15 protein-coding genes are annotated in these 15,192 nt (G+C 68.0%); 9 read left to right on the forward strand and 6 right to left on the reverse strand.

Annotated features, from left to right (window positions below; translation table 11 throughout):
* Positions 1–87: 87 nt before the first annotated feature.
* Positions 88–2,457 carry an FdhF/YdeP family oxidoreductase gene (locus tag ACLBYD_RS02370; RefSeq protein ID WP_447815243.1) on the forward strand — a complete coding sequence of 790 codons (2,370 nt, stop codon included), beginning with the start codon at positions 88–90 and terminating at the stop codon, positions 2,455–2,457.
* Between the two features lie 7 nt (positions 2,458–2,464).
* On the opposite strand, the gene ACLBYD_RS02375 is transcribed toward ACLBYD_RS02370, so the two are convergent.
* Positions 2,465–3,463, reverse strand: coding sequence for an MBL fold metallo-hydrolase (locus tag ACLBYD_RS02375; RefSeq protein WP_447815244.1), 999 nt, complete (start codon positions 3,461–3,463; stop codon positions 2,465–2,467).
* 98 nt (positions 3,464–3,561) lie between these two features.
* Here ACLBYD_RS02375 and ACLBYD_RS02380 point away from each other — a divergent pair, with 98 nt between their 5' ends.
* On the forward strand, positions 3,562–4,041 hold the full coding sequence (locus ACLBYD_RS02380) for a TspO/MBR family protein (RefSeq protein ID WP_060652595.1): 480 nt from the start codon (positions 3,562–3,564) through the stop codon (positions 4,039–4,041).
* Positions 4,042–4,088: 47 nt separating this feature from the next.
* Here the strand turns inward: ACLBYD_RS02380 and ACLBYD_RS02385 are convergent, their stop codons facing one another.
* A complete protein-coding gene (locus tag ACLBYD_RS02385) occupies positions 4,089–4,349 on the reverse strand; it encodes a ribbon-helix-helix domain-containing protein (protein ID WP_447815245.1) in 261 nt (86 codons plus the stop codon).
* A 53-nt stretch (positions 4,350–4,402) separates the two neighbouring features.
* On the opposite strand from ACLBYD_RS02385, the gene ACLBYD_RS02390 reads away from it, so the two are divergent.
* Together ACLBYD_RS02390 and ACLBYD_RS02395 are read left to right on the forward strand one after the other, a co-directional pair.
* Positions 4,403–4,585: a hypothetical protein gene (locus ACLBYD_RS02390; protein WP_026061210.1), complete on the forward strand. Its 183-nt coding sequence runs from the start codon at positions 4,403–4,405 to the stop codon at positions 4,583–4,585.
* A gap of 88 nt (positions 4,586–4,673) precedes the next feature.
* Complete coding sequence (locus ACLBYD_RS02395) at positions 4,674–6,020, forward strand: phosphotransferase family protein (RefSeq protein ID WP_447815246.1); 1,347 nt, start codon at positions 4,674–4,676, stop codon at positions 6,018–6,020.
* 4 nt (positions 6,021–6,024) lie between these two features.
* On the opposite strand, the gene ACLBYD_RS02400 is transcribed toward ACLBYD_RS02395, so the two are convergent.
* From ACLBYD_RS02400 to ACLBYD_RS02410, 3 genes are read right to left on the reverse strand one after another with little or no spacing between them, the layout of a single operon-like run.
* Entirely contained in the window at positions 6,025–7,641 is a 1,617-nt protein-coding gene (locus tag ACLBYD_RS02400; RefSeq protein WP_016692584.1) for a solute symporter family protein, read from the reverse strand.
* On the reverse strand, positions 7,638–8,012 hold the full coding sequence (locus ACLBYD_RS02405) for a DUF485 domain-containing protein (protein ID WP_006553118.1): 375 nt from the start codon (positions 8,010–8,012) through the stop codon (positions 7,638–7,640). Before ACLBYD_RS02405 ends, ACLBYD_RS02400 begins: the two co-directional genes overlap by 4 nt.
* On the reverse strand, positions 8,009–8,506 hold the full coding sequence (locus ACLBYD_RS02410) for a nuclear transport factor 2 family protein (protein WP_447815247.1): 498 nt from the start codon (positions 8,504–8,506) through the stop codon (positions 8,009–8,011). The genes ACLBYD_RS02405 and ACLBYD_RS02410 overlap by 4 nt, the downstream gene beginning before the upstream one ends.
* A 125-nt stretch (positions 8,507–8,631) precedes the next feature.
* Here ACLBYD_RS02410 and ACLBYD_RS02415 point away from each other — a divergent pair, with 125 nt between their 5' ends.
* The 5 genes from ACLBYD_RS02415 (at position 8,632) to ACLBYD_RS02435 (ending at position 13,817) form a co-directional block, all read left to right on the forward strand.
* The gene (locus ACLBYD_RS02415; RefSeq protein ID WP_033097487.1) at positions 8,632–9,231 is read left to right on the forward strand and encodes a TetR family transcriptional regulator; all 600 of its coding nucleotides are present in this window, start codon (positions 8,632–8,634) and stop codon (positions 9,229–9,231) included.
* 86 nt (positions 9,232–9,317) lie between these two features.
* The gene (locus tag ACLBYD_RS02420; protein ID WP_059382647.1) at positions 9,318–10,514 is read left to right on the forward strand and encodes an acyl-CoA dehydrogenase family protein; all 1,197 of its coding nucleotides are present in this window, start codon (positions 9,318–9,320) and stop codon (positions 10,512–10,514) included.
* A complete protein-coding gene (locus ACLBYD_RS02425; RefSeq protein WP_447815248.1) occupies positions 10,511–11,251 on the forward strand; it encodes a hypothetical protein in 741 nt (246 codons plus the stop codon). Before ACLBYD_RS02420 ends, ACLBYD_RS02425 begins: the two co-directional genes overlap by 4 nt.
* Positions 11,248–12,123 carry an alpha/beta fold hydrolase gene (locus ACLBYD_RS02430; RefSeq protein WP_447815249.1) on the forward strand — a complete coding sequence of 292 codons (876 nt, stop codon included), beginning with the start codon at positions 11,248–11,250 and terminating at the stop codon, positions 12,121–12,123. Before ACLBYD_RS02425 ends, ACLBYD_RS02430 begins: the two co-directional genes overlap by 4 nt.
* A complete protein-coding gene (locus ACLBYD_RS02435) occupies positions 12,120–13,817 on the forward strand; it encodes an AMP-binding protein (protein WP_447815250.1) in 1,698 nt (565 codons plus the stop codon). The genes ACLBYD_RS02430 and ACLBYD_RS02435 overlap by 4 nt, the downstream gene beginning before the upstream one ends.
* 39 nt (positions 13,818–13,856) lie before the next feature.
* On the opposite strand, the gene ACLBYD_RS02440 is transcribed toward ACLBYD_RS02435, so the two are convergent.
* Positions 13,857–15,155 carry an MFS transporter gene (locus tag ACLBYD_RS02440; RefSeq protein WP_447815251.1) on the reverse strand — a complete coding sequence of 433 codons (1,299 nt, stop codon included), beginning with the start codon at positions 15,153–15,155 and terminating at the stop codon, positions 13,857–13,859.
* Positions 15,156–15,192 lie beyond the last annotated feature (37 nt).

The raw sequence follows: 15,192 nt of genomic DNA on the forward strand, positions 1-15,192 counted from the left end.
TCTCGGAGCGGGAACCGATCGTGGTTTCGAGGGGCGGACACCACGGGTACCCGCCGCGCAGAACTGTGCGTGGTGAGAGGTGAGCGAATGCGGAAGAGCGACCTGCAGTCCGACTACGACGAGGCCGACCTCGAGGTCGGAGATCGCAAGAAGGCTGCCGCCGGCGTCACCGGCGTCGCCGTGGCAATGAAGCGATCCCTCGAACAGATGGGACTGGTGCGTTCGGCCGAGACGCTGCTCGAGCTGAACCAGGCCGAAGGGTTCGACTGCCCGAGCTGTGCGTGGCCCGACCCGGACCCTGGTCATCGCAAGATCGCCGAATTCTGCGAGAACGGCGCCAAGGCCGTCGCCGAGGAGGGCACCAAGCGACGTGCCGACCCAGGCTTCTTCGCCAGGTACAGCATCGACGAGCTCGCCGCACACAGCGAACTGTGGCTCGGCAAGCAGGGCCGCATCACACACCCGATGGTCAAGAGGCCCGGTGCCACGCACTACACCCCGATCGAGTGGGACGAGGCCTTCGCGCTCATCGGAGAGCAGCTGAAGTCACTGGACAGCCCTGATCAGGCCACCTTCTACACCTCCGGGCGCGCGTCGAACGAAGCGGCGTTCGTGTACCAGCTGTTCGCGCGGGCGTTCGGGACCAACAACCTGCCCGACTGCTCGAACATGTGCCACGAGTCCACGAGCATCGCGCTGCAGGAATCGATCGGCATCGGCAAGGCCAGCGTGACGCTCGACGACGTGCACAACGCCGAGCTCATCATCCTGCAGGGGCAGAACCCCGGCACGAACCACCCGCGCATGCTCACCGCACTCGAAGAGGCCAAGCAGAACGGCGCGAAGATCCTGACGATCAACCCGCTGCGCGAGGCGGGCCTGGTCAACTTCCGTAACCCGCAGACGCCGCGCGGCGTGCTCGGGCGGGGAACGGACCTGGCCGACCTGCATCTGTCGATCAAGGTCAACGGCGACCTCGCACTGCTGCAGGCGTTCGGGTCGCTGCTCGTCGAATGGGACGCGCTCGACCACGACTTTGTGCAGCAGTACACGCGGGGATTCGACGAATGGGTCGAACACGTCCGGGACATCGACTGGGACGAGGCGGTCGCCGCGACCGGCCTGTCGCGCCAGCAGATCACCGAGGCCGCCCAGATGCTGCGCCGCTCGAAGGCGACGGTCTTCTGCTGGGCCATGGGTATCACCCAGCACCGCAACGCCGTTGCGACCATCAAGGAGATCTGCAATCTCGCGTTCGCGCAGGGCAACATCGGCAAGCGCGGTGCGGGGCTCATGCCAGTGCGCGGACACTCGAACGTCCAGGGCGACCGCACGATGGGAATCTGGGAACGCGCGCCGCAGAGTTTCCTCGACGCGATCGAGAAGGAGTTCGGTTTCGATCCTCCTCGCGAGAACGGTTACGACACGGTCGATTCGATCAAGGCGATGCGTGACGGCAAGGTGCGGTTCTTCCTCGGCCTCGGCGGCAACTTCGTGCAGGCGGCACCCGACACTGCTGTCACCGCGGAGGCGATGTCCGGTATCGACATGACCGTGCACATCTCGACGAAACCCAATCGTTCCCATCTGGTCTGCGGCAGAACGGCATTGATCCTTCCGACGCTCGGACGCACCGACAAGGACGTCCAGACCTCGGGACCGCAGTTCGTGTCGGTCGAGGACACGACGTGCGCGGTCCACGCCTCCCGAGGACCGTTGAAACCGCCCAGCGAGCACGTGCGTTCGGAGGTCGCGATCATCACCGGCATCGCAGAGGCCACGCTCGGCGACCGCTACGGGATCGACTGGAAGGCGATGCGCGATGACTACGCGAACATCCGATCGCGCATCTCCCGCGTCGTCCCCGGCTGCGAAGGCTACGAGGTCAACGTCCGGCGTCCGGGAGGGTTCATCCTGCCGCATCCGCCCCGCGACACCCGGACCTTCGATACCGATTCGGGCAAGGCGGAATTTGCCGTCTCGCCGGTGGAAGTGGTTCAGGTTCCGCCGGGGCATCTGCTGCTGCAGACGATGCGCAGCCACGACCAGTTCAACACCACCATCTACGGCCTCAGCGACCGCTACCGCGGGATCGAGGGCGGCCGTCGCGTCGTGTTCATGCACCGGGACGACATCGCGTCCCTGGGTTTCGACGACGGGGACTTCGTCGACCTCTTCACGCGGTGGGACGGTGACGACCGCGACCGTTGCGCCAAGAGGTTCCGGATCGTCGAGTACGACCTGCCACGAGGAAGCGCGGCCGCCTACTACCCGGAGACCAACCCTCTCGTCCCGCTCGATTCGACTGCACTGAAGAGCAACTGCCCCACCTACAAGTCGATCGTGATCTCCCTGGCGCCCGCCGGACGCGACGAGTGCCCGGACGCGCTCGGAACCGCGCCCGTGGGGTCGGACTGGTCGCACAAGACGACCCCGGAGCCGAAGCACCTGTCCTGACCGGCGGTCAGGACGCCTCGAATGATCCTTCGCGCAACAGGGTTTCGGCCGCGACGAAGGCTGTGACGCGACGTGTGACGGTGGGCGGCGCCGGTGGATTGCCGTTCCACTGGTCGAACAGGGTGCTCAGGTTCAGGGCGATGCGCTCGGGCGACTCCCAGTGACGCCACGCATCGAAGTCTCTCGTGCGCACGAGTTTCCGTGCTGTCTCGAGCGGGGTGAGTCCGGCCCGGTGATGATCGTGGGCGGCGTCGCGCAGCCACAGCCAGTAGTCGCGCAGCGTTCGGATCTCCGCCTCGCCGCAGGTCGGTCCGTGTCCGGGCACGTACACCGCGGCGTCCCAGCCGAGCAGTCGATCGAGCGCCGACAACCAGTTGTCGAGCGGGCCGTGCCACAGGATCGGCGTCGACCCGATGAACAACAGGTCGCCGGTGAAGACGACTCCGGCATCGGCCACGCGGACGACGAGGTCGCCGGCCGTGTGACATGGTCCGAGTTGCTCGAGTTCGATCGTGCGGCCACCGATGTCCAGTGAGGTGGCGGTCGCGAAGGTCGTGTCGGGCATCCGCGGGGTGCGGCGCGGGAATCGGGCACCGCCGCGGACCCGCGCCATGTAGGCACCGGCCGCACCGATGGGGCCGGGGACGCGCCGGATCCTGGAGCCCGTGCCGGCCAGCACGGTGAGGGCGCGCGGTGGAAGATCCTCGCGCATCCCGTCCAGTGCGGCGGCGCTGGTGGTGATCCGCGCATCGGGCGGCAGCGTGTCGTTGCCCCACCAGTGGTCACCGTCGCTGTGGGTGTTCACCGCGTCGGTGATCGGAGCATCGGCGACCAGCGGTGCCTGCGCCTCGGCGATGCGCTGCGCCCATGCGACGTCCCATGCGGTGTCGACGACCAGCGACGCCGTTCCCGGTGCGACGACCAACCCGGTGTTGGCCTCACCCCAGCCGCCGGGGGTGCGCACGAACGCCCAGACCCCGTCGCCGACCTGCTGCAATCCACTCATGTCGACCTCCCGGCCCGCCACCCTACCGAGGTGTCCGTTTCGTGCGCCTTCGGCTCGGGTAGCCGACGATCAACCGTCATCCACAGGAGCCGACAGACATGAGACTCAGTACCGTCCTCGCGACCGCAGCTGCCACCACGACCACCGCGATCGTCGGATCGATCGCCTCCCAGGACACGAACTCCCGGTGGTACCGCAAGTTGCGCAAGCCCGGTTTCCAGCCTCCGGCCGCGGCGTTCCCGATCGTCTGGACGGCGCTGTACGCCGATATCGCTGTCACCTCGGCCGTCGCGATCGACGAGTACACCGACGCCGACGACTACGCGGGTCGTCGCAACTACATCGCGGCTCTGGCCACGAATCTCGTCCTCAACGCGTCGTGGTCGTGGGTGTTCTTCAAGTGGCATCGGTTGATGCCTGCCACTGTGGTCGCCGCTCTGCTCGCCGCCAGTACCGCGGATCTGACGCGCCGGACGGCCGAGGCGAATCCGGCTGCAGGTGCCGCGCTGGCTCCGTACTCGGCGTGGACGGCGTTCGCCACGCTGCTGACCGGACGGATCACGCAGCTCAACCGCTGATCCGCAGACTTCGTCGATTCCGTGCTTGCGGGCAGACCGGTGTACCCTCACGCGACCTGAATCCAGGCGCGGATCGCTTCCCGAATCGCTTCCGATCTGGACACATGCTCTTTCTCTGCCCGCGCGTTCAGCGCCTGTAGCAATGCTTCGTCCATACGGACCGGCACCACCGTTGCGGGACCTTCTCCGATGGTCGGGCGACCACGCTTACGCAAAGCGGCGACGTCGTAGCCGGCTTCGGCTTCGTCGGCCCACCCTTCGATCATCTCCTCGGTGCCGGGGGTGCCGTCGATCGTCTCGTCAGCCATACCAATAGTGTAATACGAAATAGAGGGCTCCCGTGATGGGCGATGATGGAGCCATGTTGGAAACACCCGTCGTCATCGGTATCGGATCCATCTGCGTGGGGTTCGTCTTCTTCATGCTCGCCGCGACGGGCACGCGATCGCGCTGGGACAAGAAGATCACCATCACGCTCTTCGCGATCGCCATCGTCTTCATGACGATCATCCCGGTCATCGGGGCGGTGGGGTTCGCCGCCTGACACTCCGCGACGTCGCGGTGGAAGTGCTCGCACACCGCGGATCACCGTGGGAGTATCCACCGCAGGAAACCGAACAGGGGAGGTCGCGGTGGGTGGCGTCAGCGGTGAATTGAAAGACGAACTGACGAAGCGTCTTTCGTCGGTACTCGACGGCAGTTGGACGCTGCGGCGCATCGAACGGCTCACCGGCGGTGCCAGCCGCGAGACGTGGGCGATCACCGCGGCGTCGGCCACCGGCGACACCCGGGAGTTGATCCTGCGCCGCGACCCGCCGGGACGCGAGGACGCACGCAGGATCGCCATGGAAGCGGCGTCCTTCGACGAGGCCGCCCGCGTCGGCGTGCCCGTGCCCGACGTGATCGACCGCAGCGGCGACGAACCGCACCCCGGGATCGGCGCCTACCTCATGATGTCGAAGGTGCCCGGCGAGGCACTGCCGCAGAAGTTGTTGCGCGACGAGAATCTGGCCGAGGTCCGCGCCGCACTGCCCTACGAACTCGGACGCATCCTCGCCCGGATCCACCGCATGGACATCGAGGCCGTACCGAACCTGCCGGAACACGACCCGCTGACCTCCCTGTTCGACGAGTACCTCACCAACGGCGACCCCGTGCCGACGCTCGAGGCCGCGTTCGCGTGGCTCCTCCGCAACCGTCCACCGGCGACCGGGAAGGCGTTCGTGCACGGCGACTTCCGCAACGGGAACCTCCTCGTCGACGCGGAGGGCGTGCGCGGGGTGCTCGACTGGGAACTGGCGCACGTCGGTGATCCGATGGAGGACCTGGGGTGGCTGTGCACCCGGACGTGGCGTTTCGGTTCGCCGCATCCGGTCGGCGGGTTCGGTTCCCGCGACGACCTGTTCCGGGGGTACGCCGACGAGTCGGGCGAGAGTCCCGATCCCGAGGTCGTCCACTGGTGGGAGGTCTACGGCTCGCTGCGGTGGGCGGTGATCTGCCGGATGCAGGCCGCCGCTGCGGCGACGGGAGGCGACAACACCCTCGAACTGCTCGCCATCGGCCGCCGCGTCGCCGAGTGCGAACACGACCTGCTGGACCTGCTCGACGTCCCTCCCCACGACGAGACGGAGACTCCGCCTGCCACCCCACAGTTCCTCGGGGCACCGCCCATCGAGGAGCTGCTCGGGGCAGTGCGCGAGTTCGTCCTGGAGGCCGGGGCGGGCGCCGATGCGAAGACCCGCTACCGGAGCCGGGTGGCGGCGCACGTCCTCGGCATCGCCGCGCGGGAGGCCATCTTCGCCCCGGCGGTGCGGGAGACCTATCGGGTGCGGCTCGCCGGGCTCGGCTACCGCTCCGAAGCCGAACTCGCCCTCGGTGTGCGTGCAGGACGAGATCACCTCGACGACCCGCAGGTCGCCGAGGTGATCAGGGGGTTGGCCGCGAACCGGCTGAAGGTCGCGAACCCGAAATATCGCTGACGGATCAGTGCGTGGCGGCGACCTCCGCGCCGATGCCGGTCTCCGCGCGCACCAGCATCTCCGCGAACTTCTCGTCCTCGAGGCGGCCTCGTCCCCGACGCTTCTCGCCGACGATCGATCCGATCACGCACGCTGCAATGCCGAGCGGCATGGTGACGATCACCGGGAGCTGGATGGTCAGGGGAGCGGGGCCGCTGCCCATCCACAGGGCCTCGGTGAACATCAGGCTCACGACCGTCGAGACGAGACCGGTGAGCACACCCCAGACCGCGCCGGTGGCGTTGAAGCGCCGCCAGTTCAGACTCAGCACGAGAGCGGGCAGATGTGCACTGCCGGCCACCATGAACGCCATGCCCATGAAGAAGGTGATGTTGGTGTCGTCGCCGATGAGCATGGCCAGGCCGATGGCGAGGACGCTGAAGGACACGGCCCCGTACCGGGCGATGCGGGCCTGGGCCTGGTCCTCCCGGGCCTGCTCGTCCGCGTCGAGATTCTCGATCGGTTCCTTCCGCGTGACCGCCGGCCACACGTCGCGGGCGAAGGTGCCGGCCGCGGAGATCACGACACCGGCGACCACCGCGACGATGGACGCGAAGGCGACCGCGGCGACGAGTGCGAGCGCGATGGACCCACCGACCGTGCCGGCTCCGCCACCGAGTTCGGTGACGAGCACGGGTGCTGCGAGGTTGCCGCCGGGCCCGACGAGATCGGTGCCGTTCGGTCCGAGCACGGCCGCGGCGCCGAAGCCCATCACGATGACGATCAGATAGAACAGGCTGCACAGCGCGACGGTCCAGCCGAGCGAACGCCGTGCGGTCGTGGCCTCGGGGACGGTGAAGAACCGGATGAGGATGTGCGCCATCCCGGCGGTGCCCAGGGCGAACGCGAGCGCGTAGGAGACGAGGTTGATCGCGCTGGTCTGGCCGAAGATCAGGCCGGGGGACAGGATCGCGTCGCCCGCGACGGCGTTGTCGGTTGCGGCGTCGAGGACCTTCGGGAATGCGAACCCGAACTGCGCCAGGATGCCGAAGCACACGATGATCGCGAGCACCGACAGGATCGTCGACTTGATGACCTGCACCCAGGTGGTGGCGAGCATGCCGCCCACGAAGACGTAGATGCCCATGAGCGATCCGGCGACCACCACCGACAGCCAGAACGGGATGCCCGAGACGGATTCGAGGAGCACACCCGCGGCGACGAGCTGGGCGAGCAGCACGAAGGTGCCGGTGGCGATCGTGCTCAGCGCGACCGCGACCCGCACGTTCCGCGAGTCGGTCCGGAAGACGAGGACGTCGGCGAGGGTGTACTTGCCGAGATTGCGCATCTTCTCCGCGAGGAGGAACAGCACCGGCAGGAACGAGATGACGGACGTGAACAGGATGACGGTTCCGTCGACACCCTTGGAGAAGATCAGGCCGGTGGTGCCGAGGAAGCTGCCGGCGGAGATGAATTCGCCCGCGATGGCGAATCCGTTCTGCCAGCTGGAGATCGAGCGACCCGCGGCGAAGAATCCGTCGGCGCTCTTCGCACGCCGGGATGCAGCGAAGGTCACCCACAGGGTCAGCGAGATGACGGCGCTGCAGATCGCGATGGCGAGATAATCGGCGTCACCGGTCATGATGCGACCTCCTCGGATGCGGGACGGTTCCGTTCGACGGCCACCACGGCGTCGTCGACGGCGGGGCCGATGTAGGTGCGGGAGAGACGGAAGTACGCCCAGACCAGCACCCAGGTTCCGGCGAACTGGGAGAACACCACCCACAGCGACAGCGGGATGCCGAGGACGACGGTGGCGCCGAGTTGGTCGGGGAACCCGATGAAGGCGACGAGGAAGGACGTGAACAGCACGACGGTGATGCCACCGAGCGTGTTGGTCACGCGGGCGCGTCGGCGACGCAACTCGGCGATCTCGGGAAGACGGAGCATCCGCGTCCAGACGAGCTCGTCCTCCGGGGACGAGGTGGGGACGCCGTTCACGGTGTCGGTCATGCCCGCACCGCCGCGCCGCGGGCGCTGTCGAGCGCGAAGAGGTTCTCGTCCCACCCGGCCTCGAGCGGTCCGAAGAAGTGGAAACGCACCTGCTTGACCTTGTAGAGCCAGCGGCCGTCGACCTTGACGACCTCGTCGTTGTAGCGACCGGCCGCGATCGCGGGGGTGCCGTCGGTGACGCACGGCTGCCACAGGAACGAGCGCACGGTGGCGCGGTCACCGTCGAGGTCGATCTCGAGGTTCGTGATGAAGTGCCAGAAGGAGGTCAGGCCGCCGTCGGCGAGTCCCGCGAAGAAGGTGCGCATCTCCTCCTTTCCTTGCGGGTGGGACAGGCCGTCGAACTCGCCGTCGTCGGTGAACAGCTCCATGAGCGCGTCCCAGTTGCCGTCGTCGAGGTGGCGGCAGTACTGCGCATCGAGCTTCCGGATCGCCTCGAGGTCTTCGAGGTAGGTGATGCGGTCGAGCAGGGACGGTTCGGGATGGGGACTGGACACAGCAGATCCTCCGTTGTGCGTTTTATTAACGTCCGTTCATGTGAGCTGGACCATAACAAGCGTGGGCATGCCCGTCAACGGGAAGGTTCTTGCTGGTCGGCGCGATGTGTGCCTACTGTGCAGGGATGAACAGCCGGTCGAACGGTGCGTCCTCGTCCATTCGGGAACGGATTCTCGAGACCGCGCTCGACGAGTTCTACGAGTGCGGATTCCACGGGGCGACGATGCGCAATATCGCCAACGCCGCAGGTTGCAGCGCTGCCAACGTCTACAACCACTTCGAGAACAAGTCGGAACTGCTCGTGGAAATTCTCCGCCGCGCGAGTGACGAGCAGTTCACGGCGACCCGCAACGCCCTGCGCAAGGTCGGTGACGATCCGGCCGAGCGGTGGCGCGCGGCGGTCGCGGCCCACGCGCTGTACACCGCGCGGAATCCGCGGGCCTGCCTGGTGGCGAATTCGGAACTGCGGTATCTCGGCCCGCTCGACCGCAAGCGCGTGGTGGGCTCACGCGACGCGCAGGAACAACTCTTCGTCGATATCGCGGAAGACGGTGTGGAGCAGGGACTTTTCACGATCGAACGAGTGCATCAAGGGGTCACCGCGGTGCTGACGATGTGCGCCGGCATCCCCCTCTGGTTCCGGGAGAGCGGCCCCCTCTCGGCACAGGAGGTCGCCGACGATTTCGCTGGATACGCGCTCAATCTGGTCGGATATTCGCGCTGAACCGTTGACGGGTCATGGGTGCCGTGCTGTACTGGGTGAACAAGCGTTAATGACCTACTCCGGTCCATCGAAGGAGTGCACCTCCCATGACCCACCGCCCCTCGCAGCCGCGCACCGATTCCCCGCGCTATCTCACCGAGGAACGCCTCGCGATCCGCGACCTCGCCCGCGACTTCGCGATGACGAAGGTGCTGCCCGTCGCCAACGAACTCGACCCGGTCCAGGGCACCATCCCCGACTCCCTCAAGAAGGAGATGGCCGAGATCGGCTTCTTCGGGATCATGATCCCCGAGGAACACGGCGGCCTCGGGCTCGGCGTCTTCGAGTACTGCCTCGTGGCCGAGGAGCTGTCGCGGGCATGGATGAGCGTGTCGGGTCTGCTCGCCCGCGGCAACGGCATGGGCGGCGGTTTCACCCCCGAACAGGAGGCGGCACTGCTGCCCAAGGTCGCACGCGGTGAATACCTCGGCGCGTACGCCCTGTCGGAGGCCGAGGCCGGATCCGACGTCGCGAACATCTCGTGCCGCGCCGTGCGCGACGGCGACGAATGGGTCGTCAACGGCACCAAGATGTGGTGCACCTACGCCGACGAAGCCGACTACCTCGTGCTCTTCGCCCGCACCGATCCGAACAAGGACCCGGCCAAGCCGCACCGCGGCATCAGCGCCTTCCTCGTCGAGAAGGAACGCGGCGTGTTCCCCGAGGGCATCTCGGGCACCAAGGTCCGCAAGATCGGCTACTTCGGATGGAGCACCTGGGAGCTGTCGTTCGACAACTTCCGCATCCCGGCCGACAAGATGCTCGGCGAGGAGGGCAAGGGCTTCTATCTCGCCGTCTCCGGTCTCGAGGTGGGCCGCGCCCACACCGCCGCCCGCGCCATCGGTCTCGCCCGCGCCGCGCTCGAAGACTCGATCGAGTACGTGCACACCCGCCGCCAGTTCGGTCGTCCCATCGGTGATTTCCAGCATCTGAGGTTCAAGATCGCGAAGATGGCCGCCGACATCGAGGCCGCACGCCAGTTGATGTACTCGGTCGCGACCGACATCGACACCGGCCGGCGGTGCTCGCTCGAGGCGTCGATGTGCAAGCTCGTCGCCACCGAGATGGCCGAGCAGGTCACCAGCGAGGCCGTGCAGATCCATGGCGGCGCCGGTTACACCACCGACTTCCAGGTCGAACGCCATTGGCGCGACGCGCGTCTGACGAAGATCTTCGAGGGCACCAGCGAGATCCAGATGCGCATCATCTCCGACGAACTCCTGGGAAGGCCCGAACAGGCATGAGCGCACACACCGTCACCCGCCCGCTCACCGTCGGGGACCGCACCGCCTCGGAACCCCGCACCGTGGCCGATGTCCTGACCGCCTCCGGTGCGGTGGCGCCGCCGAACTCACCCGTCCTCGGTGCCCTGGCCGTCGCCTCGCTCGTTCCGCCCGTTCCCGGTGGCGTCCCCTCCGGATTCGACTGGAACGCACACGATCCCGTCTCCGCCTCGGACGTCGTGTCGACGGACACCGTGATCACCCGCGTGTTCGGACGGACCGCGCGCCGCTACGTCCGGCTCGTGGACCAGGCCGGCACGGTGCGCGAATCCGGCGCCGAGACATGGACCTTCGACGACGAACAGCCGACGGTTGTCGAACTGGACTTCTGCACACCGGCCTGGGGCGTGCTGCTCGCCGAGAGCCTCTCGGAAGACCGGGACTTCACTTCGTCGCTGTCCACCTGGGACGGCACCATCGGATTGCGCAGCGGCGAGACCGAACTGCACCTGCGCATCTACAAGGGGCGCATCGTCGACGTCACCCGGCGTACCCCGCACGGCGCGACGTTCACCTTCGTCGCGTCCGACCACGCCTGGGTCGATCTCGTCCTGTCCGAGGAGAACGACTTCATGCGCCGCGCCATCCGCGGCGAATTCTCCTCCACCGGAGACGGATACGAGTACCTACGCCTGACCAAGCCGCTCAACACGATCATCGGGCACGCCCGTGCCCTCGCCCGAAAGGCCCGCTCATGATCGAGGCCCGCTACCTGGAGATCGGCGGAGCGCTCGGCTTCGTCGAGATCGTCACTCCCGACGCACGATCCGGCAACGCGCTCGACGCGACCGACCTGCCCACCGTCCTGTGTATCCACACTGCGGGCCAGAGCGGCGTGCAGTGGCGCCACGCGGCCCGGGAGCTCGCCGACCGCGGCTACCGGGTGGTCGTCCCCGACCTGCCCGGCCACGGACGTTCCGAACCGGCACCCGGCGGCCCCGTCACGAGCCTGATCACCTACGGCGACTGGTTGTGCGAGGTGCTCGACGCGCTCGGGATCGACCGGCCGTTCGTCATGGGCTGCTCGATCGGGGGCAAGCTCACGCTCGAACTCGCGACCCGCCCGGACCGTCCGCTGTCCGGGGCCGTGGCGATGGAAGCCGAGCCCGGCCCGGGCCGCGTCAACGTCACCGGTCTGCGCCGCGAACTCGAGGACGTCGCCGGACCGTCGCGCTCCGAGCGCACCTATCTGGGAACTCTTGCATCCGTGGGACGTTCGGTTCCGGAAGCGAAGGCGCACACGATCGCGCTCATGCACAAGCGGGAGGATCCGGAGATCTCGTCGTCCGACCTCATCGGCTGGGGAACCCACGACGTGCGCGACCGCCTCGACCGGGTGACCGCACCGATCCACCTCGTCGCCGGCGTCGACGACCCGTGGATCGACCCCGACGCCGTGGCCCGGGCAGCGGACACCATCAACGACGCACTTCCCGGACGCGCCCGCTTCACGGCACTGGCCGGTATCGGGCACTATCCGATGGAGGAGATCGACGACTTCGCCGCGCTCGCCGACACCTGGATCGGTGAGCTGCGCCGGGTCGCTGTTCCCGAGGAGGCAGCGCTGTGACCACCACCCGCACCGACACCCTGCCCGCACTGCTCGACGGCCTCGTCGCCGCGAATCCGGATGCCCCGATCGCCTACGACATCGTCGACGACGTGGCGGTGGCCCGCAGCCGCGGAGAGTTCCGCGATCGGGTCGAGGCCGTGCGCAGCGAACTCGACGGCATCGGCCTGCGCGCGGGCCAGTGCATCGCGGTGATGTTGCCGAACTGGTCCGACGCACTCGTGTGGCAGTTCGCGGCCTCCGCGCTCGGAGCCCACGTCATCGGTGTCAACACCCGCTACAACACCCGCGAGGTCGCGCACATCCTCACCGCCGCGCGACCTGCCGTCGTGGCCGTGCCGGCCGCTTTCCACGGACTCGACCTGTTCGGTCGGCTCACCGAGGCCGCGGCGTCCGTCCCCGACGTGGCCACCCCGGTGGTCGCGGTGGTACCCGGACCGGCGAACGCCTCGGCGTCCCCGGCCGACTTCGATCTCGGCGGCGGCGCATGGACGGCCGGTAGCGGCGACACGCGTGGCGCAAGCGCTCCCGAGACACCCGACACCGCGACGCTCACCCCGGCCGGGATCGACGACGATCCCGAGGACCGGATCGCGGTGGCGTTCACGACGTCCGGTTCCACCGGTGTGCCCAAGTTGGCCGCGCACCGCGGTAATGCGGTCGTCCGTCACGGACGAGCCGACGCCGTGATCATGAAGGTCGTCGAGGGCGACGTGGCGCTGTGCGTGCTCCCGGTCTCGGGTGTCTTCGGTTTCAGTACCGCGATGGCGGCGCTCGCCGGTGGGGGAGCGCTGCTCATGGAGACGGTCTTCGATCCGGATGCGGTCCTGCGCCGGATGCGGGAGGTCGGGGTCACGCACGCGGTGGGCGCCGACGACCTGTTCGGCCGTCTCTACGACGCCTGGCACGACGGCGAACGCGTCGATCTGTCGTCATTGCGCTGGGTCGGCATTGCCGACTTCCTCGGCCGGTCCCACGAGATCGCCCGATGGCTGCGAGACGAATTCGGTACCCATACCTCCGGTGTGTTCGGTTCGTCGGAGGTGTTCGCCCTCGCGATGCTGTGGAACGCCGACGATCCGGAATCGGTGCGTTGGAACGGTGGCGGACGCGCGGTCGACACGGCAATCGAACTGCGGGTCGCCGATCCCTACGACGATCGGGTCCTCCCGGCCGGCGAACAGGGCGAACTGCAGTTCCGCGGCCCGAACGTCGTCGACGCCTATCTCGGCAACCCCGACGCCGCCGCGCGCGCGTTCACGGCCGACGGTTGGTTCCGCAGCGGCGACCTCGCCGTCGACCTCGGCGACGGGGGTTTCCGTTACGTCTGCCGGATGGGCGACGTCCTGCGCCTGCGCGGCTTCCTCGTCGACCCCGCCGAGATCGAGACGCGTCTGGCGGAGCATCCCGGCGTGGCCACGGCCAAGGTCGTCGGCATCACCGGCGACGGCGGCTACACCGAGGCGATCGGTTTCGTCGTCCCCACCGACGGCGCACCCGCGGACACGACCTCGGAGGCCCTTCGGGCCTGGTGCCGCGAGACCCTCGCCGCCTTCAAGGTGCCCACGGCGATCCATGTCATCGAACGGATGCCCACCACGGTCGGGGGCAACGGCTCGAAGATCCGCGCCGTGGAACTGCGCGAGTGGGCCCGCGAGTGGGCCGGTAGCGAGCGCGACTTCCGAACCGGATAGTGCCCCTGCGTCGTCACGATCCACACGCGGTCGCATCGCTCAGTTGCGGCCCATCGGTGCGGTCGTGGCGACGCGGCCCCTGGTGAGAATCGACAGCGACGCGGCGACCGCGCACAGGGACGCTCCGGCCCACCACGCGTAGGTGTAGGTGCCGAGGTTGTCGCGGATGACCCCGGCTCCGAAAGCGGCCGCCGCGGCACCGATCTGGTGGGAGGCGAACACCCAGCCGAACACGATGGTTCCGCGGTCGCCGAAGATCCGGCGGCACAGCATCGCAGTCGGCGGCACGGTGGCGACCCAGTCCAGGCCGTAGACCACGACGAACAGGATCATGCTGGGGTGCACGGACTCCTGCAGCAACCAGGGCAGCAGGAGCAGACCTACGCCGCGGAAGGTGTAGTAGAAGGCCAGCAGCTTGCGGGGGTCGAACTTGTCGGTCAACCATCCGGAGGCGATGGTGCCGACGATGTCGAAGATCCCCACGGCGGCCATGAGGCTCGCCGCGGTGGTCGTGGGCATGCCGTGGTCGTGGGCCGACGGGATGAAGTGGATGCCGACGAGTCCGTTGGTGGTGGCTCCGCAGATGGCGAAGGCGATCGCGAGGGCCCAGAACGCCCGGTGACGCACCGCGAAGACCAGCCCTTCGAGAGCTCGGCCGACGGCACCACCGGTCGCCCGCGCCGGCGCGACGTAGGTCTCGGGGTCGGCCCCGTAGGGCAGGACGCCGCGCTCGTCGGGATGATCGCGGATCACCGCCCACACCAGCGGGACGACGACGAGCGCCGCCGCGGCGATCACGAGGGAGGCCTGCCGCCACCCGACGTTCTCCGCGAGCGTGGCCACGGGAGGGAGGATCACCAGCTGGCCGGTCGCGGAACCGGCCGTGAGGATGCCCATCACCAGGCCGCGACGCTCGACGAACCATCGGTCGGCGATGGTCGCCGCCAGGACCAGGGCCATCGAGCCCGTGCCGGTACCGATGAGCAGTCCCCAGAACACAAGCAACTGCCACGAGGCGGTCATGGCGATACTGCCGGCGGCGCCGATCGCCACGAGGAACAGCGCCGACGAGATCACCCGGCGCATGCCGAACCGGTCCATCAGGGCGGCGGCGAACGGTGCGACGAGTCCGAACAGGACGAGGTTGATGCTCACCGCGAGCGACATGACGCTCGTCGACCAGCCGAACTCGTCGTGCAGCGGCACCATGAGCGCGCCGGGTGCCGCCCGGAAGCCGGCGGCGCCGAACAACGCGAGGAAGGCCACCGCGGCGACCCACCATGCCGGGTGGATGCGGGCCGGGCGGTGGTCACTGCGCTGGGCCGGGCGCACACTCATCACGAATTCACTTTCTTCGAGAAAGCAACAGGATGAG

Source organism: Rhodococcus sp. C26F, assembly GCF_053345925.1.

Bases quoted from the DNA above. Each gene is read 5' to 3' on its own strand.
- ACLBYD_RS02380 (WP_060652595.1), top strand. From the start codon at position 3,562: ATGAGACTCAGTACCGTCCTCGCGACCGCAGCTGCCACCACGACCACC.
- ACLBYD_RS02370 (WP_447815243.1), top strand. From the start codon at position 88: ATGCGGAAGAGCGACCTGCAGTCCGACTACGACGAGGCCGACCTCGAG.
- ACLBYD_RS02400 (WP_016692584.1), bottom strand. From the start codon at position 7,641: ATGACCGGTGACGCCGATTATCTCGCCATCGCGATCTGCAGCGCCGTC.
- ACLBYD_RS02385 (WP_447815245.1), bottom strand. From the start codon at position 4,349: ATGGCTGACGAGACGATCGACGGCACCCCCGGCACCGAGGAGATGATC.
- ACLBYD_RS02440 (WP_447815251.1), bottom strand. From the start codon at position 15,155: ATGAGTGTGCGCCCGGCCCAGCGCAGTGACCACCGCCCGGCCCGCATC.
- ACLBYD_RS02425 (WP_447815248.1), top strand. From the start codon at position 10,511: ATGAGCGCACACACCGTCACCCGCCCGCTCACCGTCGGGGACCGCACC.
- ACLBYD_RS02375 (WP_447815244.1), bottom strand. From the start codon at position 3,463: ATGAGTGGATTGCAGCAGGTCGGCGACGGGGTCTGGGCGTTCGTGCGC.
- ACLBYD_RS02415 (WP_033097487.1), top strand. From the start codon at position 8,632: ATGAACAGCCGGTCGAACGGTGCGTCCTCGTCCATTCGGGAACGGATT.
- ACLBYD_RS02405 (WP_006553118.1), bottom strand. From the start codon at position 8,012: ATGACCGACACCGTGAACGGCGTCCCCACCTCGTCCCCGGAGGACGAG.
- ACLBYD_RS02390 (WP_026061210.1), top strand. From the start codon at position 4,403: ATGTTGGAAACACCCGTCGTCATCGGTATCGGATCCATCTGCGTGGGG.
- ACLBYD_RS02420 (WP_059382647.1), top strand. From the start codon at position 9,318: ATGACCCACCGCCCCTCGCAGCCGCGCACCGATTCCCCGCGCTATCTC.
- ACLBYD_RS02430 (WP_447815249.1), top strand. From the start codon at position 11,248: ATGATCGAGGCCCGCTACCTGGAGATCGGCGGAGCGCTCGGCTTCGTC.